The following is a 19,222-nucleotide window of genomic DNA, read 5'->3' as shown; positions in this document are numbered from 1 at the left end:
CAATGTCATTACGAAATTTATTTTTCAGAATTTTTGTTTTTCTTTTGTTACCTTGGAGTGCATTGATCGCGCAAGAAGAAGAATCTCAAAGAACGTTTATGAATTTTAACGGTTCCTTTCGTGTTCGTGCTACAAATGTTGGACGCGATGTTTTATTAGAAAGAAAAACTCCAGTTACACCAATCACAAATTTAGAAAAGGAAAATGCAGAACGTCTTCAATCAGAACAACAAACGATACAATCAGATTTAGAAAGAAGACAACAAGGACTTCCAAGTCAAATCACTCGAAAGAAAGAAGACGTGAGTTATTATGATTCTCGCTTTTTATACAATATGAGTTTTTCTGCAAACAAATATGTGGAAGGAGTCTGGGGGATGCAAGTTGGAGATATTCCATTCGGTGGGAAGGGTTTACGTGCGACTGGACCAGATGGTTTTGATCCAGGATTGGTCGGACCTGGTTCGGGTGGGGAAAGAGGTAGAACGGCAGCAGTCAATGTACAAACAAACTTTTTATACTTAAATTTCCGTATTCCAGAGTCCGGACTATTTATTAAAGTTGGCCAACAACTTTTTAGTTCTGCACAAGGTAGGGTTTTATTTTCTACCGGGACAGGGGTTAGTATCCTTAAAAATTTTCAGTTTTTACGTCTTTCTTTGGAAGGCGGTATTTTACGAGCGCGCGATCAAAGTTTTATGGATGTTGATAAAAATGGATTCGCTGATAAAAATTATCAGAGTTCCAATATCTACTACAATCGATTGAAGTTTGAATATTTCCGAAACATTCGAAATGAAGTTTATGCATATTTTTTGGATGATAATGATAAATCTGACAATGAGACCGCAAGACTTGCATGGTATGGAATGCATAACGAATTTAATTTTCAAAAGTTTTCATTCATTGTGCACGGAATTTTAAATACAGGAACTGTTAAAAAATTAAGAGCAGTTACAGATTCAAATGATGTTACTATTTATAATACTACGCAAAGATATTTTATCAAAGGAGGTATGTATGACTTTCAGTTTACGTATCGCTGGAGTGAATCACTTAACTTTAATTTGATTGCGCTAGGAACTACTGGTAGACCAGGTTATGATGAAAAAGGGCATGAAGCCAATTTAAAGGGAAATGGATATAGAACATTAGCGCCTGGTTTCTCCATTTCAAACATTGCAACGGACTTTACAGGTGGTTATGCATTGTTTAATAGTTCTAGTTTTTCTGGTTTGAATGAGTATGGATTTTATTCTAACATTATTGCTTTTGGACCTTATCAATTCACTTTGGGTTATTACCAGTTGTGGGCGACAAAATCTCCGGAGATACGAATCAACAGAGAATTTAGTGAATTGAACGGATACAAAACATCCACCTATATGGGGATGGAATATAATTTTAACATTCGTTACAACGTAACTTCTGATTTCCAAATTATTTTTAGATCTGGATATTTTGTAGCAGGAGATGCTTTATTCGTTTTGCTAGATTCCAAATATGGTCGAGTACTTAGAGAAGCATTTATTGTATTTGAACATCGATTTTAGTGTATAACTATAATTAAAGAGTCAGTCTAGACTTGATTGCTTTTCCTAAAGTGTATTGGTCTGAATACTCTAAGGTTCCACCAATGGTAATTCCATGGGCAATCCTTGTGATTTTAATTTCCATAGGTTTGATTACCGTGGAAAGGTAGGATGCGGTTGCATCTCCTTCAAGTGTAGGGTTGGTTGCAATAAGAACTTCCTGTACTTCCCCATTTTCCAACCGCTGTAACAACTGACGAATTCTTAATTGGTCAGGACCAATGCCATCTAGAGGTGAAATGGCTCCGTTGAGTACATGATATTTTCCAATATATTCTTTTGTATTTTCGATAAAAAAAATGTCTTCTGGTTGTTCCACTACACAGAGGATTTTATCGTCCCGTCTATCAGACAAACATATAGAACATACAGCGTCTTCTGTGAGTCCGCCGCATTCATCACAAAACCTAAGTTTGGCTTTAGCTTCTTCTATGTTGGATAACCAAACACGAAAAGTCGAAGGATCCATTCTTAAAATATGAAACCCAATTCTTGTTGCGCTTTTTTTTCCAATTCCAGGGAGACTAGAGAAAGATTGGATTAGTTTTTGGAATTGTGGATCAGACAGGTGGAAACCCTCCATCCTTTTGAATTTGGTTGAATATGCCTTCAAAATCACTTGGATTGAAACCGAGAACATTTTTCATTTCATGAGCCATAGTTTCTTTGGCTTTTCTTTGCACTTCGTTTGTTGCAGAAAGAATTAGATCTTCTAACATTTTCTTGTCATCTGCATTGAACATAATCGGATTGATGTTGAGATTTGTGAGTGTACCATCCGCAGATGCTGTCACTTCGACCATCCCTGCACCTGCGGACGCCGTGACCCGAATCTGTGCGAGGCGTTTCGAAAGCTCTTCTTGTTTCTCTTTGATATTGCCGAGTTGCGAAAAAGCATCCCGCATTTGTTTCATTTGGTCAAAAATTCCCATATTACCTTTTGGACTTATAAATTCTTAAATTGTTTTGGATCCACTTCCATTCCCGAAAACTTTTCTTTTAAAAGTTTTTCCATATCTTCTGGGGAGGAAGGAGTTGTCGAGGTAGGTTTCGCTTTCGGTGCCGCCTCTTGACTAGGGGGAATGGATTTTGATTCTGAAGCTGGTTTTGTTTCTACTTCTAGATTCGGTGTTGGTTTTTCTTGTAATACCCTAACTGGATCTGTTTGGAAAGTCTGCTTTGATTCTTGTTTTTCTGGAGCAACAGAGATTGGTGCAATGGTTACTTTTTTCGGTGTTTCTAAATGATCTGGAATATGGGAAATATCACCTTGTACCAGTTTGGTGAGTTCTGAAATTTTAGCCAATAACCCGGAAACACTTGGCTTTTCTCGGTCTAAAATCAATTTACGAAATTGAATTTCTAAATAAACTTTCATTTCGTAAGAACTTCTTAGCTTCATTAGATTCAATTTTTCGTGAACGGAAAAAATTCGTTCGGCAAGCAAAACTAAAACCTCACGATCGAGTTCTCTATAGTTTTGTTTTAATTTTTGTAGGTCTTCTTGAGGGATATTTATCGATTCTCTATCTGCTAAATTGTCTTTGATGAGAAGAAGAGAATTTAAAAATTCAATAAAGTCCCAAACAAATTTTCCAAGATCAATTCCTGCTTGGAAAAGATTTTCGAGAGTTTCAAAAATTTGTGCACTTTGGGAGGAATCAAGCAATTGATTTAGAAAATCTGTAAAGGTATCAATTCCATGATAACCAATCATCTTTCGTAGTTTGACGCCAGTTAGGTTTCCATCTGTAAAGATAACAGCTTGTTCCATAAAAGAAAGTGTATCTCTTACAGATCCGTCACCTTTTTTTGCGATCCAAAACAAACCTTCTGTATCGTATTTGAGATTTTCTTTTTCACAAAGTGTTTCGATATAGTTTTGTAAAACAGTAACTGGTACTTTTCTAAAATGGAAGTCTTGGCAACGGGAAAGAATGGTTTCTGGAATTTTATGATATTCGGTGGTTGCTAAAATAAAAACAACATGTGCCGGTGGTTCTTCTAAGGTTTTGAGGAGAGCGTTAAACGCTGCTCCACTTAACATATGCACCTCATCCAAAATATAAACGCGATACTTTCCACCCATCGCATTGAATTTTACGTTTTCTCGTAACTCACGGATATTATCCACACCGCTGTTGGAAGCAGCATCGATTTCAAATACATCATTTGAATTTCCCTTGGTGATTTCCAAACAAGAAGTACATTCGTTACAAGGTTCAACCCCATCTGGCCTTTCACAATTGAGACGTTTGGCGAGAATTCTCGCGATGGTTGTTTTACCTACACCGCGAGGGCCAATGAAAATATAAGCATGGCCAATCTTTTTGGATTTGAATGCATTTTGTAAGGAACCAACCGCAAGATCCTGATAAATTACATCACGAAAGAATTGAGGTCTGTATTTTCGAAAGAGTACTTGGTGGTTTTCGCTCATGTAAGTCCGTGTCTCAAAAGATAAGAAAAGGAAAATTTGTGAATCACTTTGATCCTGGAAGTTCGTATGTTGGAGGCAATGAAATATTTACGAATGTAATGGATATTTTCTTCTTAAAGTTGCGGTGAGTGGTTTTCGGGAAGTTTCATGGATTTTGGGAGATTTTTGACCTTTCGCGAGCAATCGGTCATTTGAAACTTTAGGATTAGAATTGAAGGAAGAGTAGAACCTGGCGGAGAGACCGGGATTCGAACCCGGGGTGCTTTTGGCACACATGCTTTCCAAGCATGCACAATAGACCACTCTGACATCTCTCCAATGGTTTCTACTGGCTTCCATAAAAAGAAACCGTCCTTAGAATTCTACCTTTTCTCTTTGAAAAAACTCAGAAATTCGAATTTTATGTGGGATCTTGGGATGAGAGTGCACTTGGGAAAGTGATTCAATAAATAAATGGACTCAGTTGTGTAAGAGGAAATTCCTTCGCCGGGTTTTGCCGGAACAAAATAAACCACTTCCGGAATTTTCATTCGTAAAATGGCACCTGCACAAAGTAAACATGGCTCAAGAGCGGTAATTAAAATATGGTCTGTGAGATAACGACCTTCCGTTTTAGAAAGGGCATCTTCCATTGCTAAAATTTCACTATGTTTTGTGGGATTTAATGTTTGTTCGACGGAATTAAAAGCAGAGGAGACAACTTGTCCGTCTTTTGTAATGATTTCTGAATAAGAGGGAATCTCGTTAGGATGGTTGGAAACCGCTTCCGAGTATCGTTTTAGAAACGAGTCGAATGCTTCCACGTGCGCCCAAGAGGATTTGAACCTCTAACCTTCTGATCCGTAGTCAGATACTCTATCCAGTTGAGCTATGGGCGCAATGAATGCTTGAAGCATTTTTACCCAGTCCAAAAGAACGGGTATCTCTATGCTTTTTTTAAAGCGGATGGAGTAAATCAAAAATCCAGAAATTCCTAGATAAAGTAGTATAGAAAGTAAGTGGATGGTTGCAGCCAAATAAAGCCCAACAAAGGGCAAAGCTGAGACAACTTGCGCGAATAGAAGGATCAGTAAGAACAAACAAGTATTAACTGTAGAATACAAACAAACCGTCACAAATTCAGGAACACTTCGTTTCCAAGTAAAAACGGGTACCCAAGAAAAATACAAAGGTAAAACGGCAAAAATTTTGGCGGCTTCCTCAGTGAGTAAGTAAGCCTTGAGTTTCTGGATTTTTTCTTTGATTTGGGCGGTATTCATGGCAGTATCAACGGAGACGCAGGGATTCGAACCCTGGGTACGATTGCTCGTACGACGGTTTAGCAAACCGCTCCTTTCGGCCACTCAGGCACGTCTCCAGCGACTCGGAGAAGGTAGGATTCGAACCCACGGTGGGATTACCACGACGGTTTTCAAGACCGCTGCTTTAGACCACTCAGCCACTTCTCCAAGAGTACCTATCCGTTATGTTAAATGCGAGTGCAGTGTCAAATGAATATTCAATGAATGGTTCTAGAGAATGGAAAAGTTGCGTATAAAACTAGAAAAGTGGGTAAATGGTGGCTTCTGTTTAGCGCATCATGAGGGTCATGCCGTATTTGTAGAAGGCGGAATCCCGGGAGAATTAGTAGACATAAGTCTTTATAAAACCGGAAACAAAGAATGGTTTGGAACTGTTTCTGAGGTGGTTGAATCTGCAGAATCCAGAATCCCATCTGATTGTTCTGTGTTTACGGAATGTGGAGGATGCAGTTATCGCCATATTTCTTACCAAGATGAGATCAAAATCAAAACTTCACTCTTAAAGGCAATGTTTCCTGGATGGACCGGGAAAATTGAAGTAGTTACCGGACCGGAAAACGAATACCGAAACAATGTGCAGTGGCAATCGAATGGAAAAGATATAGGATATTTTGCAAAAAATAGCCATCGGATTGTGAACGAATCTCAATCGGTCTGTAAAACTGTCGATAAACGATTGTTATGGGCAGAAATTCCCCAAGGGATTAAAAAATCGGTAGCCAAACAAAAATCCATCCAACTAAGGCTTTCTTCAAAATCGGTTGTGAATTATGAAAGGGATCAAACAGAAATCAGTGTTTTTAATACTAAACTCAAAGTGCCCGAACGTGGGTTTTTTCAAATCAACAGATTTCTTTTGGAACCTTGGCTTTCAAAAATTAAATTTCTCATACCAGATTCGGCCAACATTCTAGAATTATTCTGTGGTTCTGGAAGCATTGGAATTTCCATTCGGGAAAAAATTGCCTCCTTATATGGAATCGAATCTCATGAAAAAAGCATTCGTTATGCAAAGGAAAATGCCAAAACTAACAATGCATTGCAGTTTGAATATGAAGTCAGCGATTTGTATCAAAAACATTTACCGAAACATACTTCAAAATTTCCCATTTGGATTGTAAATCCTCCAAGGGCTGGACTCACTGAAGGAATCATTGAATCAGCTTCTATGTTTTCACCAAAACAAATTGTTTATTCTAGCTGCAATCCAAGTACATTAAAAAGGGACATTACAAGGTTAGAAAAAATTGGGTATCGATTGCAGTATATTGGTTTATTTGATTTTTTTCCAAGAACACAACATTATGAAGTCCTTGTGAGTTTAAAAAAATAAATGAACATACAACTCACAGACATAAACCTGTGAGTTGGTTCTGGTACCTAAAGTTGTGTTATTTTTCTTTCGTCGTGAATTTAAAAGGAAGGTAAGCAGGGCAAAATCCGATGGCAGATGTTGCAATCATAACAAGACCAATGACAAAAAGTACAATTGCAGTTGTTCCTTCCACAACGCCACCTAAATAGAGACCACCTAATACCAAACCGACGACTACTCGAATGATTCTGTCATAAAGACCCATATTTTGAAACATATTCAATCTCCTTAAAGAACGTTTGACGAAAAAAAATGAATGGATTCTTAATTATTTTTTTGTAACCATTCTAAAATTAATTTTGTCACTTCTTCTCTTTTTTCCCAGTGTAAAAAATGTCCTGCATGGTCGAAACCAATTTTGCGAAATCCACAAGGAAAGTCTGTTTCATCTAAGAGATGTTCAAAGAGATTTTTATGAAAACAACCATCATTTAAACCATAGAGAATTTGTGTTGGAACGGTAATTTGTGAATCTAAAATTCCTAATATACTTTCTCTACCTGATTCAGTAAAAAGATCATTTAAGTTTCTATAATAAGCAAGTGCTGAAGATAAAATTCCGGGGTTTTGGAAATTGGCTTTAATCTCTGCTAAATGATCTTGGTTTGGCGAATATCCAGGTGACCAATCTTTCCATAAATAATCTACCAAAGCAAATCCATTGGATCGGATGGTTAGTTCTGCCAAAAATGGAATTTGAAATAAAACTACATACCATGAATGGATCGTTTGTTGTGGGGCCCAAAAAAAAGAATCTTGGTAAGTTCGAAGGAGAGGTACTCCAATGCTTGTGATGGATTTGATACGATTGGGGTAATACATTCCTGCAGCATAAGCAATGACAGCACCCCAGTTGTGTCCTACCAAATGGACCCTGTCCCATTGTCTGTCTTCCATCCAACCAAGGATATCATCCACCAAATCCACTACATGTAATTTATGAGCATGCGAGATGGTAGAAGGTTCATAACCACGCATAATAGGTGCTATGCACTGAAATCCCTTTTTGCCAATGGATTCCATTATCGGTGCAAAGCTCTTATGGTTATCAGGAAATCCATGTAAAAAAAGAACAGGATCACCTGTTCCTGTTTCTAAAGTTGTAAATACAGTAGAAGAATTTCTAATTTCCGAATGGTGCATTGTTATTTACCAACTTTTCTTTTTTATAAGTCGTTCGAAAGAATTGTAACACAATCTCTCTTGTATCCAAGTCCTTACTTAAGTATCCGTATTGTTTTTCATTTTGGTAATAAAAACCGTTTGGCCAAATATGCCCTCCCTCAGGGATTAAATAACCTTCAACAATTTGGTCAGACAAACAATCCGTAAATTTAATGTATTGAATGTCCCTTTTCCAAAATTTGTTGAGATGTCTTTTTCTAGATTTTGTTTCTTCCTTACAGGAAAAACTTGAAGTCCAGTATTCTAATGATTCAAAGTAGGAAAGAACGTCACCTGCTGCAATTCGTTGTGACTGGTTATTTGGATTGGAAGGAATAGCTACGATTCCTCCTTGGTAAGGTACCACATCATCAGACATTCCCATTATAAAGCCGATTGATTTCTGAGGGGGAGGATTACAGATTTCTTTTAATCCTCTAGATGTCACTGCGGCAACTGAGTATCCAGAACTAAATAAATCTGGTGCTTCACATAACAAACGCTGCGTCATAAATCCGCCGTTAGAAATCCCAACCGCATGAATTCTATTATAATCAATGGGACGTTCTGTATCTAAATGGCGAACCATATCACGAAAAAATTCGACATCATTTGTGTTTCTTTTATCAGTCAGCGAATGAGGAATTTTTCTACCGTCGTTCCATCGGTTTGCATATCCATCTGGATAAACTGCGATAAACCCATACTCTTCTGCTTTTTCTGACATTCGAGTGAGGTATATCATACCTTCTCCAGTCCCTCCACCACCATGTAAAAGAAAAACCACTGGCAACTTATCCTCTTTCGTTTGTTTGGGAATGTAATAACGAAAGGTTCGTAGAATTCCATCAGAGGAAATCGATTGTTGTTTGTGTTCTTTGACAGGAACAATTGAAGGTAATGATTTACAAAAAAAAGAAAAGGAAATCATAAATACGAAAAGATAAAACGCATTCGGCAAAGATAACCTAGTCATAAAAAAAGTGATTCAAAGAATTTGATGGTTTCGATAAAATTTGAGTCACCTTCTAACGGATACTTTGGATGAAATTCTTTATCGATGTTTGGATCATACGGTCCGGACTTTCCTTCAAAACAAACGGCTGTTTCGGACAAACAAACCAAACTATGCCAAACACCTGGTTTTAAATCGATTCCACGTTTTGGCCCTTTGGCAGAAAGTTTATGCGTTTCCTTTACTTCACCATTTTCATTGAAAATTAAAAATCCAATTTCACCTTCTAGGATGATGAAGGTCTCTGGTTTTGGGTCCGACAAATGTCTATGAGGTGGAATGTATGTATTTTTAGAAAGTACGTTTAAAAATCTTTGGTAGACTTCCTTTTGTTCATGGAAGTTGTGATTCGTCCGTTTTCTTTCGGTGGTTTGGGCTTTTTTAACGAGGGTTCCGATTAAGTCGGAATCAATGACTTGTATTTCCTGCAAGTTGACCTTCCAATTCCTGCTCGATGAAGGCTAACATATCCGGAACACATGCCGTACAAGTATCAGCCGCTCCCATCTCACGGGCGACTTCTAGTATAGGCCGGTTCGTATCTTTGACAACATTTAAGATAGATTCAAAGAAAACTTCTGCACAGTGACACTTGATCATGGTTCTGAGAATCAGTCTCTTAGTTTCCGAATGGTACGACAAGAATTTTTTTGGGACGTAATTTCGTAAAATTTCCAGAAATTGCTTAAATGTCTGAAGGTTTTTCCGCTGTTTTTGGTTTTAGCAGCGATTCGTAGACCTGGTTTAAGGACTGGATTGCCAATTTCCATTGGAAACGTTTGGCATTTTTTTCTCCTAAAACTTTCAACTGACTGAGCCGCTTAGAATCTTTTAGTAAAGTGAGTAATTTGCTTTGGAAGGAATCGGAATCCTTTGGACCAAAGGCCTCGTAACCATTTCCCAGAACTTCTGGCAATACACTGGCGTTAGATGAAAAAACGGGAGTGCCCACACTCTGTGCTTCTAAAACGGGAAATCCAAAACCTTCAAATAAGGATGGATAGAGGAATACTTTTGCAGCTTGGTAAGCCAGTGGAAGTTCAGAGTAAGGCAGATGCGATAAAAAATAAATTTTGTCAGGAAACTTCTTTTGGATTTCTAAAAAATCTTCTGGGACTTCTTCCCTTAAACCACCTACGACTAAAGGTAAGGATAGTTTTTGTTGGTTCCAAAGTTTTTCTAAATTGGATAATAAAAATGGAAAGTTTTTATGTGTTTTGCCAATTCCTACAGTGAACAAATAAGATTTAGGAAGCTTGTGTTTTTTGATAAATTGAGAAACTTTTGCAGGTGGTTGTTTTGAAAAGTTTTGTAAGTCGATTCCGTTATAAACAACAGAAATTTTTTCTTTTGGATATCCAAAACTTTTTACTAAATCTTCTTTTGTGTATTCCGAAACCGCAATGATTTTGTGAGCAAACCATTTGATCCAACGAAATACAATTTGCATATACACCCGTTTGACGAGAGAACTATGTGCCGCTTTGAAATGATAAGGAATGAGATCGTGAATGGTAACAATGCATTTACGAATGTATGGAAAGGGAATATTAAAATGAGGGATGTCTAAAAAATCCATTTCGGCCATTCTGGAATGACCTAAAAACTCTTTAGGGGAATAGATATTTGTTTTGTATTCTATGATTTCCGCATGATTTGGAAGTTCGTATTTTTTTAATACAGAGGGATCACCAAAAATAAATAAATCGGCTATCTTTGCAGAAATGGGCCAAAACTTCAATATATGTTGGATCCGAATCCCAATCCCTGAGTTTTCGATCATCCTTGCATCGTATCCAATTTTAATCCGCATTCTGATTTGATTATGTCCTTTAGAATTAATTTAAAAAAAAGGAAATGTATCTTTTCCCGATGAGTCAAGTCTAGTCAAATTACTAGTAAATATTCTGCATTCATAATTTGGAAGGCAGGATCACGACACCAGAAACATATCTGTCAAAAGGAATCGAATGGAAAACTTAATCGAAGAAATCCTAAAACAAATTGGTGAAGATCCCTCGCGAGAAGGTCTTGTGAAAACGCCTAATCGTGTGAAGAAGGCTTATGATTTTTTAACCAGTGGGTATAAGGCTGATTTAAACCAAATTGTGAATGGTGCGATTTTTGAGGAAAGCACAACCGGTATGGTTTTGGTGCGCGACATCGAAATGTATTCTTTATGCGAACACCACTTACTTCCTTTTTATGGAAGGGCCCATGTTGCTTACATTCCAAATAAAAAAATCATAGGAATTAGTAAAATTCCAAGAATTGTTGATGTGTTTGCTCGTCGATTGCAGGTGCAAGAACGACTTACTGACCAAATTGCCCAAGCCATCCAAGAAACTTTAGATCCACTAGGTGTAGGTGTTGTTATCAAAGCCAAACATTTATGTATGATGATGCGTGGAGTGGAAAAACAAAACTCAGAACTTTTTACTTCTAGCCTACTTGGTCTATTCAAAACAGACCCTACCACGCGAAGCGAATTTTTGGATCTGATCCGAACCGGCTCGCATTAAGTTCATTTTTTAAATTCAATTTTTCAGATTCATGCTGGACTTTTTTAAAAAAAAGTTCAGCATTCTTTCTCTAGAGGGAATCTATGCCGAAAGAAAGAATCGTGGCACCGTCCAAAGACTTCGCTAAATTAGCGAACGTTAGTTTAAAAGAATATAAAACTAAATACAAAGAATCAATTGAAAAACCAGAAAAGTTTTGGGCTGAACAAGCCAAACGCCTGACTTGGTTTAAAAAATGGACTAAGGTTCTCAAACACGATTTTGCCAAAGCAAAAGTAGAATGGTTTGTTGGTGGGAAACTCAATGTTTCTTATAATTGTTTAGACAGACATTTAGATTCGCCTCTCAAAAATAAAGCAGCTCTCATTTGGGAAGGGGACAATCCTGATGAATCCAAAGTCCTTACTTACCATGACCTCCACCGTGAGGTAAATCATTTCGCCAATGTTCTAAAAAAGTTCCATGTGAAAAAAGGGGACCGAGTTCTCATTTACCTTCCTATGATCCCAGAACTTGCCATCACTACGCTTGCTTGTACACGAATTGGTGCGGTACACTCTGTTGTGTTTGGTGGATTTTCGCCAGAAGCCCTACTCGGCCGGATTGAAGATTGCAAACCTACACTTGTGATTACTGCTGATGGTGGGTATCGCGGTGGTAAACCAGTCGAACTGAAAAAAAATGTGGATGTTGCATTAGAAGAAAGTAAATACAAAGTCAAAGACGTAATCGTTGTTAAGCGAACTGGAGACGAAGGAAATTTGAATTGGAAAGAAGGTAGAGACCACTGGTACCACTACCTGATGAAAGAAACGGATATCAAAAAAGAATGCCCTCCTGTCGTCATGGATTCCGAAGACCCACTTTTCCTTCTTTATACTTCAGGATCTACGGGAAAACCAAAAGGTGTCCTCCATACCACAGCAGGATATTTGCTCGGTGCCAATCTTACCTTTGCCACCATCTTTGATTATAAAGATACAGATACATATTGGTGTACGGCAGACATTGGTTGGATTACGGGACACAGTTACATTCTCTATGGACCTTTGTCCAATGGTGCCACATCTCTCATGTTTGAAGGTGTTCCGAGTTATCCGGATGCCGGTCGTTTTTGGGATGTGATTGATAAATATAAGGTCACTGTATTTTACACAGCACCGACGGCCATCCGAGCACTGATGCGAGAAGGGATCGAACCTATTAAAAAAAGATCCTTAGCTTCTTTAAGACTTCTTGGTTCTGTGGGTGAGCCTATCAATCCAGAAGCTTGGGAATGGTATCATACCAATATTGGTAAATCAAAATGCCCGATTGTGGATACTTGGTGGCAAACAGAAACTGGATCCATTATGATCTCTGGAGTTCCCGGAGCCATCCCACAAAAGCCAGGTTCGGCGAGTTGGCCATTTTATGGAATCCTACCTGTTCTTGTGGACAACGAAGGGGTGGAGATCAAAGGCAAAGGAGAAATCTCTGGAAATCTATGTATCGCGAAACCTTGGCCTTCCATGATGCGAGGTGTGTATGGCGATCCAAAACGGTTTTTTGATACCTACTTTTCGCAATTCAAAGGGTATTACTTCACAGGTGATGGTGCCAACAAAGACAAAGACGGATACTTTCGCATAACAGGAAGAGTCGATGATGTACTCAATGTGTCGGGACATAGAATTGGTTCTGCAGAAGTGGAGAGTGCTCTTGTTGAACATAAATCAGTTGCCGAAGCTGCGGTTGTGGGATTTCCACATGATATCAAAGGCCAAGGGATTTATGCTTATGTGACTGTGAAACATGGAGTGACCACCAATGATGCCTTAAAAAAAGAACTCATTGCCATGGTAGAAAAAGTGATCGGTAAAATTGCAAGGCCAGAAGTCATCCACTGGGCTCCGGGGCTTCCGAAAACTAGGTCAGGGAAAATCATGCGCCGAATTTTAAGAAAAATTGCCAATAACGAATTTGATACTTTGGGAGATATCAGTACCCTCGCTGATCCATCCGTAGTACAGTCGTTAATTGATGATAAGAAAAAATTTCATAGTTAAGATTAGGTTTTCGGAAATATCAGTTCTTCTTCCTTCGGTGAAAACTAACTAGGAAGAAGATGGTTTTAAAATCCCAACTTCTTCTATGAGTTGGGTCCTACCTGTTTTAAAGATCCTGCGGGAGAGCGGAAAATACTCCCATCACCCGCAGGAATTCAGATTCTTCGAATTCCAAATCCCTATCTTTTAATTTTTTCCGATATTCGTTTGCTTTTGTTTCATCTCGTTTGGAAAACCAGTGGATACAAAATAACAAATACTCTCTGTTTTTACGATACGTGTATTGGTGGTTTTCTAATTCTGTAGCAGTGAGTTTGTTTTGGTTTTTAAAATCTTTCACCAAAGAATCGATGGCAAGGGTGTCTCTATCTTTTCCAAGATTCGCATAACTTTGACGAATGAGAAATAAAATTTCACCAGCATCCGAATCTGGATAAAATTTGAGTAAATTGTAAAATCCCCGGCGAAATAAAGATAAGGCTTCCAAGTATCTTTGTTTTTCTTGAAGAAACACTCCATACCTCGTAAAGTATCTGGTTTCATTTAAAAAAACTGTAGATGTCCATTGGTAGGCTTGTTCTAAAAGTTCAGACTGCCTTCCTCTCCGAGCCAAAATTAAGGTTTCGTACATCCCTTCTTCACGAGGAAAATAAACCAAATACCGCAAACTCAAATCATCTGCTTCTTTCCATTTTTTGCTTTTGATATTTTTTAATAGACTTGTTTGTAAGGCATCTTTTTCAGAAACAAAAGTTTTGTCTGATTCTAATATTTGAATATAGGATTCGTAATCGGATTCTAAACCGAGTTGTCTGGATAAAATGGCCGCGGTATACAATCTGTACTTAGCATTTGGTTTTTGTTCTAAATACAATTTGGTATAGAACAAAGCTTCTTTTTGTTTTCTTTCTTTTTCGTAAAAATCAGCGACATACAAAACCAAATCAAGTTGGTCTTTTTTCTTTTTGATAGATTCTTCATAGGAATGGATTCCATCAAAGACCTGCCCTAACTTCATATGGGCGCGTGCGGCTAAATTATAGTACCGATAGTCCGGATCTGGATTTAATTCTTTGGCTTTGATGAGAAAATCAAAGGCTTTGGCCGGTGTTTCTTGGACAATTTTATCTTCAGCCATTCGCAAAAGATCTTCGTATCCATAAAAAACCTTAACGGGGTTCAGAACCTCTGTCTGCGCTAAATTTGGCCTCGAAACCAGAAATAGACTTGTTACCAGAACACCAAATTGCCATATTCTCCTAGACCGAAGTATCATCTATGGATTCTCATCGGTCATCTTCTAAATAATCTTAGAAATTCAAATAAACAATCTCAAAGAGGATCTCATGAATGTAGAGTTAATCATCATCGTCATGGCACTGGTTTCCATAGTCACGGCGATATTCTACGCAGCTCGGGTGGTTCGCATCCAAGTGGGCGCAGGCGGCGGCAGCGAAAAAGAAACCGCTAAATTGAAAGAAATCTCCGCTGCGATCGCAGAAGGGGCAATGGCCTTCCTTCTCAGAGAATACCGAGTCATTTTGCTATTCATCAGTTTCATGACGGTTCTCATTTATTTACTTTTGGATAACCCAAAAACTGAGTTCAACGAAGGAATTTATACTGCTGTTGCTTTTGTTTCCGGTGCCCTCATTTCCTGCCTTTCTGGTTTTATAGGAATGAAAATTGCGACTGCTGGTAACGTTCGTACAGCAGAAGCCGCAAAAACTTCTCTTTCCAAAGCTTTCCGTGTTGCTTATGACTCTGGAGCCGTAATGGGTTTTGGTCTCATCGGTCTTGCGGTTCTTGGAATGATCGGTCTTTTCCTTCTATTCACAGGAACAAATGTAGGTGTTGCGAAACACATCCTTATGGAATCACTAGCTGGTTTTGGTCTTGGTGGATCATCGGTTGCTCTCTTTGGTCGTGTGGGTGGTGGTATTTATACCAAAGCCGCTGACGTTGGTGCTGACCTTGTGGGTAAGGTAGAAAAAGGAATTCCAGAAGATGATCCTCGTAACCCAGCAACCATTGCTGATAACGTAGGGGACAACGTGGGTGATATTGCTGGTATGGGTGCTGACCTTTTTGGTTCTGCTGCGGAAGCAACTTGTGCAGCTCTTGTGATTGGTGCAACAGCATCGGCACTTGCTGACAATAACTCGGCGCTCCTCTATCCGCTATTAATTTCTGCGATTGGAATCCCAGCTTCTCTTATCACTACTTTCTTTGCTCGAGTGAAAGAAGGTGGAAACGTAGAAAAAGCTCTCAAACTCCAACTTTGGATTTCTACATTCATCGTAGCTGCAGCTCTTTATTTTGTAACTGATATCTTTATGATCGATAGTTTCCAAATCGGAGACAAAACTATCACTAAGTGGAATGTTTATACATCAGTCGCATTAGGTTTGTTTGCTGGTATGTTCATTGGTTGGATCACTGAGATTTACACTTCTCATTCTTACAAACCAGTACGCGAAGTGGCTGACGCTTGTGAAACCGGTGCGGCAACAAACATCATTTATGGTTTGGCACTTGGTTACAAATCCACTGTGGTTCCTGTGATTTTACTTGTGATCGTGATCGTCGTTTCCAATATCCTTGCGGGTATGTATGGAATCGCAATCGCTGCTATCGGTATGATTTCTACCATTGCAATTGGTCTGACGATTGATGCTTACGGCCCTGTTTCTGATAACGCGGGTGGGATTGCTGAGATGGCCGAGCTTGGAAAAGAAGTTCGTGATAGAACGGACAACTTGGATGCAGCGGGAAACACAACTGCGGCCGTAGGAAAAGGTTTTGCGATTGGTTCGGCGGCTCTTACTTCCCTTGCCTTATTTGCAGCGTTTATCACTAGAACACAAAATGCTTCTAAAGAAATGGGTGAAGGTGCGATTGATTTAACTTCGATCGAACTACTTGATCCACTCGTATTTGGTGGGCTTCTTTTTGGTGCTATGCTTCCTTTTATCTTTTCTGCGATGACTATGAAGTCAGTAGGAAAGGCAGCTCTTGATATGGTAAAAGAAGTTCGTCGCCAATTCAAAGAAATTCCAGGCCTTATGGAAGGAACTGCAAAACCAGAATATGCTAAGTGTGTGGATATTTCTACTTCAGCTGCTCTTCGGGAAATGATTCCTCCAGGTCTCCTAGTTCTTCTAAGCCCGATTGTCGTTGGTTATTTGTTTGGCGTGAAGTCACTTGCTGGTCTTCTTGCTGGTGCCCTCGTTTCTGGTGTGGTTCTTGCGATCTCATCCGCAAACTCCGGTGGAGCTTGGGACAACGCTAAAAAATACATCGAAAAAACAGCTGGTGGAAAAGGTTCTGAAAAACACAAAGCTGCGGTTGTGGGTGATACAGTAGGAGATCCGTTCAAAGATACTTCTGGCCCTGCGATCAACATTTTGATTAAACTTATGGCGATCACATCACTTGTGTTTGCTGAGTTTTTTGTAACCAAAGGCGGGATCGTTTTAAATTTCTTTAAATAAGAAATTAAGTGAGACCATAAAAATTTAGTAGAGGTCTTTGATTCAAAGGAATCTACCGAATACAAACAATCAATTCTAGTTTCCTTAAATGGGGAATGAAAGAGAGAAGCCGGCGGAGACGTCGGCTTTTTTTATAGAGTTGTAAAACTGAAACTGGTGTTGGTGCCGAGGGTTAATCCAAAAATAGATTGAATGTTCTGATTTAAAGTGATGGTGTAAGTGGTTCCGGTGATCAGAGCACTGGCTGGAGTTAGGGTGATGGTTCGGTTGGAGGCACCACCGCTGAGACTTGGGCAAGAAGGAGAACAACTAATATTTGTATTGAGAGTTGTGGCTTCGATTGCCTGGGTCATTACAATAGTGATTGTGGGAGTTAATGAAACACCTGTCGCACCATTACTAGGGTTTGTTGTTTCGATGGTAAAGTTAGCTGAGGTCTGAGTGACTAAAGGTAGAACGAGGATTCCTAAAAGAGAAGGTTGCGGCTCCGGAAGACAGTTTAAGGAGGAAAAAACTAACAAGAATGATATATGAATTTTCTTCCATGCACTCATAGGTTCTAGATTTAGTTTCGACTAATTTCCCTTGGTAATTGTGCATAGTTTTGCGTAAATCCCCAAGAAATTGTAAGTTTCTAGTTCAATAGACGCAATTTCTCTGATATTTCCATTGTTCTGAGAGGATTCTACGGAAGCATCTCCTAGAGCTAGAAGGCCTAAATAGGATTTGGCACATGCAATTCCCTCTTTGGAAGCAGAAAGTCCGGTTTCCATCATGCTAATCTTTTGGTCTTCGTAGAGAAGGCCTTGTGTTCCAAAACCAGAGCTTGCACAAGAGATGGACAAGAATGAACAAGCGATTGCAGTAAAAATCAGAGTCCTATGTAAGATAAGTTTATTTGTTAAGTTCCTGGTCCAAAATTTTGGAAAGTTTGTTTTGTAGTATAATGATATCATCATAGAGTTTTTCAATTTGTTCTTCTTTTTTTCGAATCTTGTTGGTTAAAGCATCCAATGATTTATTCGATATATTGTTTTTTTTGGAATGGAATTCTTTTAATTTGGATTCGATTTCTTCGTAAATGAGTCCATTTTTAATTTTTTTTGCGAACTCGCTCAGTGAATCAATATTCTGTTTCATCGGCCTGTGATGCGTAAACAAAGTTCTTGGAAAAAGAAATACTGATTTTTGTAATAATGATCCAAACTATGAATTTCTTTCGGTCGAGAATGGCGAGAGATATAATCTAAACTTGCATTTCCAATACTCACCAAACCGAAGTAGTTAGTTGTACATGATTCTACGTATGTATCAGTTGGTGAAGGTACCTTTCCCGGAGAAAACCAGCCCTCTTGGCCTTTATTTTTAAATAAAGTCCCCGATGGATTTCCAATTTGAATGCTCAAACATTGGAAAAAAAAGAAAACCAACGGGAAAAATAAATTTAATCTCATATTACTGGCTTGTATCGAAGAAGTAGAAATATGAAAAACGAACTCCTCTATCCATTGCATTATCTGCTTTTGGTAAAACACCCAATAACACAGAAAAACTAAATGTTCCGAAACTTTCTGTGTTCATTGAGATCCCGGGATAAAGATTAAAATACCTTAAGTTTTTATCAGCGATTTTGTCCAAAGGTTCTCTATATTCTAGTTCTGTAAAAATTCGAACTGAATCTGCGATGGCAAAGGAAGGAGCAATCCCAACTTGGTAATAGCGTTTGAATTCTTCAAAATGTGATTCTTTGCCATGCTTATTCGTTTCTGTCTGAAAACGAAACTCTGACATAATCTGGAAGATACCAAATTTGTAGCCTAATCCAAAATTAGGTCGGATTAAGTAAAAATCTGGATTTTCTCTTTCTCTAAATTCTGAATTTCTTTTTTTATCATAAAGTCGTAATCCAGCTCCAATTAAAAATTGAGAAGAACCGTTTTCAAAAATTTTACCATATTTAATTCCAGCGTTCCAACGATCCCATGTGATTTCTTTCGCCGTATCTGTTTGAGAATATTGATTTCGCCCAATAGAAGAGACAACTGAGAACGATTCGGTGAATTTATACTCGCCTTCAATGTTTATATTTTTGTTAATTTCTTTGACTTGATTGAAGTCTTTGTCCCAGTAACTGAGATTACCCCGGAGTTTAGTATAGACAGCAATTGGCTCAATTTGAAGGGGATGCGCAAAACCAGAGTTTGACGATTGCGACAAGAGAGGAGCAGCTAAAGAAAGAAAGGAGAATATTAGAATAATTTTATTTTTCAT

Annotated in this window: 21 protein-coding genes and 4 tRNA genes; 5 read left to right on the top strand and 20 right to left on the bottom strand. The window is 38.5% G+C overall.

Features of this window, described 5'->3' with window-relative positions; genetic code table 11:
* Positions 1-2 precede the first annotated feature (2 nt).
* A complete protein-coding gene (locus CH364_RS15070) occupies positions 3-1,553 on the top strand; it encodes a hypothetical protein (protein ID WP_100787873.1) in 1,551 nt (516 codons plus the stop codon).
* Positions 1,554-1,566: 13 nt separating this feature from the next.
* On the opposite strand, the gene recR is transcribed toward CH364_RS15070, so the two are convergent.
* The 8 genes from recR to CH364_RS15030 all read right to left on the bottom strand — a co-directional run bounded on the left by recR (position 1,567) and on the right by CH364_RS15030 (position 5,480).
* On the bottom strand, positions 1,567-2,175 hold the full coding sequence (gene recR / locus CH364_RS15065; protein ID WP_100743678.1) for a recombination mediator RecR: 609 nt from the start codon (positions 2,173-2,175) through the stop codon (positions 1,567-1,569).
* Positions 2,153-2,518 (bottom strand): YbaB/EbfC family nucleoid-associated protein, encoded by a 366-nt coding sequence (locus CH364_RS15060; protein ID WP_207762280.1) that lies wholly within the window; start codon positions 2,516-2,518, stop codon positions 2,153-2,155. Before CH364_RS15060 ends, recR begins: the two co-directional genes overlap by 23 nt.
* A gap of 20 nt (positions 2,519-2,538) precedes the next feature.
* The gene (gene dnaX / locus CH364_RS15055; RefSeq protein WP_100743680.1) at positions 2,539-4,032 is read right to left on the bottom strand and encodes a DNA polymerase III subunit gamma/tau; all 1,494 of its coding nucleotides are present in this window, start codon (positions 4,030-4,032) and stop codon (positions 2,539-2,541) included.
* Between the two features lie 230 nt (positions 4,033-4,262).
* A tRNA-Ser gene (locus tag CH364_RS15050) sits at positions 4,263-4,349 on the bottom strand.
* A gap of 45 nt (positions 4,350-4,394) precedes the next feature.
* The gene (locus tag CH364_RS15045) at positions 4,395-4,835 is read right to left on the bottom strand and encodes a nucleoside deaminase (protein ID WP_100743681.1); all 441 of its coding nucleotides are present in this window, start codon (positions 4,833-4,835) and stop codon (positions 4,395-4,397) included.
* Position 4,836: 1 nt separating this feature from the next.
* Positions 4,837-4,910 (bottom strand) — tRNA-Arg (locus tag CH364_RS15040).
* 392 nt (positions 4,911-5,302) lie between these two features.
* Positions 5,303-5,389 (bottom strand) — tRNA-Ser (locus tag CH364_RS15035).
* Between the two features lie 7 nt (positions 5,390-5,396).
* Positions 5,397-5,480, bottom strand: a tRNA-Ser gene (locus CH364_RS15030).
* 70 nt (positions 5,481-5,550) lie between these two features.
* Between CH364_RS15030 and CH364_RS15025 the strand changes: the two genes are divergently transcribed.
* Entirely contained in the window at positions 5,551-6,666 is a 1,116-nt protein-coding gene (locus CH364_RS15025; protein WP_100743682.1) for a class I SAM-dependent RNA methyltransferase, read from the top strand.
* A 58-nt stretch (positions 6,667-6,724) separates the two neighbouring features.
* Here the strand turns inward: CH364_RS15025 and CH364_RS15020 are convergent, their stop codons facing one another.
* The 6 genes from CH364_RS15020 to CH364_RS14995 all read right to left on the bottom strand — a co-directional run bounded on the left by CH364_RS15020 (position 6,725) and on the right by CH364_RS14995 (position 10,700).
* Entirely contained in the window at positions 6,725-6,925 is a 201-nt protein-coding gene (locus CH364_RS15020; protein ID WP_100743683.1) for a YgaP family membrane protein, read from the bottom strand.
* A 47-nt stretch (positions 6,926-6,972) separates the two neighbouring features.
* Positions 6,973-7,851 carry an alpha/beta fold hydrolase gene (locus tag CH364_RS15015; RefSeq protein ID WP_100743684.1) on the bottom strand — a complete coding sequence of 293 codons (879 nt, stop codon included), beginning with the start codon at positions 7,849-7,851 and terminating at the stop codon, positions 6,973-6,975.
* Positions 7,832-8,848 carry a CE1 family esterase gene (locus CH364_RS15010; protein ID WP_100743685.1) on the bottom strand — a complete coding sequence of 339 codons (1,017 nt, stop codon included), beginning with the start codon at positions 8,846-8,848 and terminating at the stop codon, positions 7,832-7,834. Before CH364_RS15010 ends, CH364_RS15015 begins: the two co-directional genes overlap by 20 nt.
* Entirely contained in the window at positions 8,845-9,318 is a 474-nt protein-coding gene (locus CH364_RS15005; RefSeq protein ID WP_100743686.1) for a WbuC family cupin fold metalloprotein, read from the bottom strand. The genes CH364_RS15010 and CH364_RS15005 overlap by 4 nt, the downstream gene beginning before the upstream one ends.
* Complete coding sequence (locus CH364_RS15000; RefSeq protein ID WP_100743687.1) at positions 9,296-9,487, bottom strand: (2Fe-2S)-binding protein; 192 nt, start codon at positions 9,485-9,487, stop codon at positions 9,296-9,298. Before CH364_RS15000 ends, CH364_RS15005 begins: the two co-directional genes overlap by 23 nt.
* Positions 9,488-9,572: 85 nt before the next feature.
* Complete coding sequence (locus CH364_RS14995) at positions 9,573-10,700, bottom strand: glycosyltransferase family 4 protein (protein ID WP_243401334.1); 1,128 nt, start codon at positions 10,698-10,700, stop codon at positions 9,573-9,575.
* 136 nt (positions 10,701-10,836) lie between these two features.
* Between CH364_RS14995 and folE the strand changes: the two genes are divergently transcribed.
* Positions 10,837-11,409: a GTP cyclohydrolase I FolE gene (gene folE, locus CH364_RS14990; RefSeq protein WP_265395020.1), complete on the top strand. Its 573-nt coding sequence runs from the start codon at positions 10,837-10,839 to the stop codon at positions 11,407-11,409.
* Between the two features lie 83 nt (positions 11,410-11,492).
* A complete protein-coding gene (acs, locus tag CH364_RS14985; protein WP_100743688.1) occupies positions 11,493-13,457 on the top strand; it encodes an acetate--CoA ligase in 1,965 nt (654 codons plus the stop codon).
* A gap of 106 nt (positions 13,458-13,563) precedes the next feature.
* Here acs and CH364_RS14980 read toward each other — a convergent pair whose 3' ends face one another.
* Positions 13,564-14,733 carry a tetratricopeptide repeat protein gene (locus CH364_RS14980; RefSeq protein WP_100743689.1) on the bottom strand — a complete coding sequence of 390 codons (1,170 nt, stop codon included), beginning with the start codon at positions 14,731-14,733 and terminating at the stop codon, positions 13,564-13,566.
* Between the two features lie 70 nt (positions 14,734-14,803).
* Here CH364_RS14980 and CH364_RS14975 point away from each other — a divergent pair, with 70 nt between their 5' ends.
* Positions 14,804-16,951, top strand: coding sequence for a sodium-translocating pyrophosphatase (locus CH364_RS14975; protein ID WP_100743690.1), 2,148 nt, complete (start codon positions 14,804-14,806; stop codon positions 16,949-16,951).
* A 131-nt stretch (positions 16,952-17,082) separates the two neighbouring features.
* Here the strand turns inward: CH364_RS14975 and CH364_RS14970 are convergent, their stop codons facing one another.
* From CH364_RS14970 to CH364_RS14950, 5 genes are read right to left on the bottom strand one after another with little or no spacing between them, the layout of a single operon-like run.
* Positions 17,083-17,472, bottom strand: coding sequence for an Ig-like domain-containing domain (locus CH364_RS14970; RefSeq protein WP_243401336.1), 390 nt, complete (start codon positions 17,470-17,472; stop codon positions 17,083-17,085).
* Between the two features lie 54 nt (positions 17,473-17,526).
* On the bottom strand, positions 17,527-17,796 hold the full coding sequence (locus CH364_RS14965) for a TRL-like family protein (protein WP_244280420.1): 270 nt from the start codon (positions 17,794-17,796) through the stop codon (positions 17,527-17,529).
* A 49-nt stretch (positions 17,797-17,845) separates the two neighbouring features.
* Positions 17,846-18,091, bottom strand: coding sequence for a hypothetical protein (locus CH364_RS14960; protein ID WP_100743692.1), 246 nt, complete (start codon positions 18,089-18,091; stop codon positions 17,846-17,848).
* A complete protein-coding gene (locus CH364_RS14955; RefSeq protein WP_100743693.1) occupies positions 18,088-18,405 on the bottom strand; it encodes a TRL domain-containing protein in 318 nt (105 codons plus the stop codon). Before CH364_RS14955 ends, CH364_RS14960 begins: the two co-directional genes overlap by 4 nt.
* A 1-nt stretch (position 18,406) precedes the next feature.
* Positions 18,407-19,222 carry a hypothetical protein gene (locus CH364_RS14950; protein ID WP_100743694.1) on the bottom strand — a complete coding sequence of 272 codons (816 nt, stop codon included), beginning with the start codon at positions 19,220-19,222 and terminating at the stop codon, positions 18,407-18,409.

The organism is Leptospira harrisiae (assembly GCF_002811945.1).
GTDB classification, from domain to species: Bacteria; Spirochaetota; Leptospiria; order Leptospirales; family Leptospiraceae; genus Leptospira_A; species Leptospira_A harrisiae.
The sequence above is the reverse complement of the archived record's forward strand: the minus strand, read 5'-3'. Positions and strand labels throughout refer to the sequence as shown.

Excerpts from the sequence above, each read along its gene's own strand:
- CH364_RS15070 (WP_100787873.1), top strand. The coding sequence starts at position 3 with ATGTCATTACGAAATTTATTTTTCAGAATTTTTGTTTTTCTTTTGTTA.
- recR (WP_100743678.1), bottom strand. The coding sequence starts at position 2,175 with ATGGAGGGTTTCCACCTGTCTGATCCACAATTCCAAAAACTAATCCAA.
- dnaX (WP_100743680.1), bottom strand. The coding sequence starts at position 4,032 with ATGAGCGAAAACCACCAAGTACTCTTTCGAAAATACAGACCTCAATTC.
- CH364_RS15025 (WP_100743682.1), top strand. The coding sequence starts at position 5,551 with ATGGAAAAGTTGCGTATAAAACTAGAAAAGTGGGTAAATGGTGGCTTC.
- CH364_RS15020 (WP_100743683.1), bottom strand. The coding sequence starts at position 6,925 with ATGTTTCAAAATATGGGTCTTTATGACAGAATCATTCGAGTAGTCGTC.
- CH364_RS15015 (WP_100743684.1), bottom strand. The coding sequence starts at position 7,851 with ATGCACCATTCGGAAATTAGAAATTCTTCTACTGTATTTACAACTTTA.
- CH364_RS15010 (WP_100743685.1), bottom strand. The coding sequence starts at position 8,848 with ATGACTAGGTTATCTTTGCCGAATGCGTTTTATCTTTTCGTATTTATG.
- CH364_RS15000 (WP_100743687.1), bottom strand. The coding sequence starts at position 9,487 with ATGATCAAGTGTCACTGTGCAGAAGTTTTCTTTGAATCTATCTTAAAT.
- CH364_RS14995 (WP_243401334.1), bottom strand. The coding sequence starts at position 10,700 with ATGCGGATTAAAATTGGATACGATGCAAGGATGATCGAAAACTCAGGG.
- acs (WP_100743688.1), top strand. The coding sequence starts at position 11,493 with ATGCCGAAAGAAAGAATCGTGGCACCGTCCAAAGACTTCGCTAAATTA.
- CH364_RS14980 (WP_100743689.1), bottom strand. The coding sequence starts at position 14,733 with ATGATACTTCGGTCTAGGAGAATATGGCAATTTGGTGTTCTGGTAACA.
- CH364_RS14975 (WP_100743690.1), top strand. The coding sequence starts at position 14,804 with ATGAATGTAGAGTTAATCATCATCGTCATGGCACTGGTTTCCATAGTC.
- CH364_RS14960 (WP_100743692.1), bottom strand. The coding sequence starts at position 18,091 with ATGAAACAGAATATTGATTCACTGAGCGAGTTCGCAAAAAAAATTAAA.
- CH364_RS14955 (WP_100743693.1), bottom strand. The coding sequence starts at position 18,405 with ATGAGATTAAATTTATTTTTCCCGTTGGTTTTCTTTTTTTTCCAATGT.
- CH364_RS14950 (WP_100743694.1), bottom strand. The coding sequence starts at position 19,222 with ATGAAAAATAAAATTATTCTAATATTCTCCTTTCTTTCTTTAGCTGCT.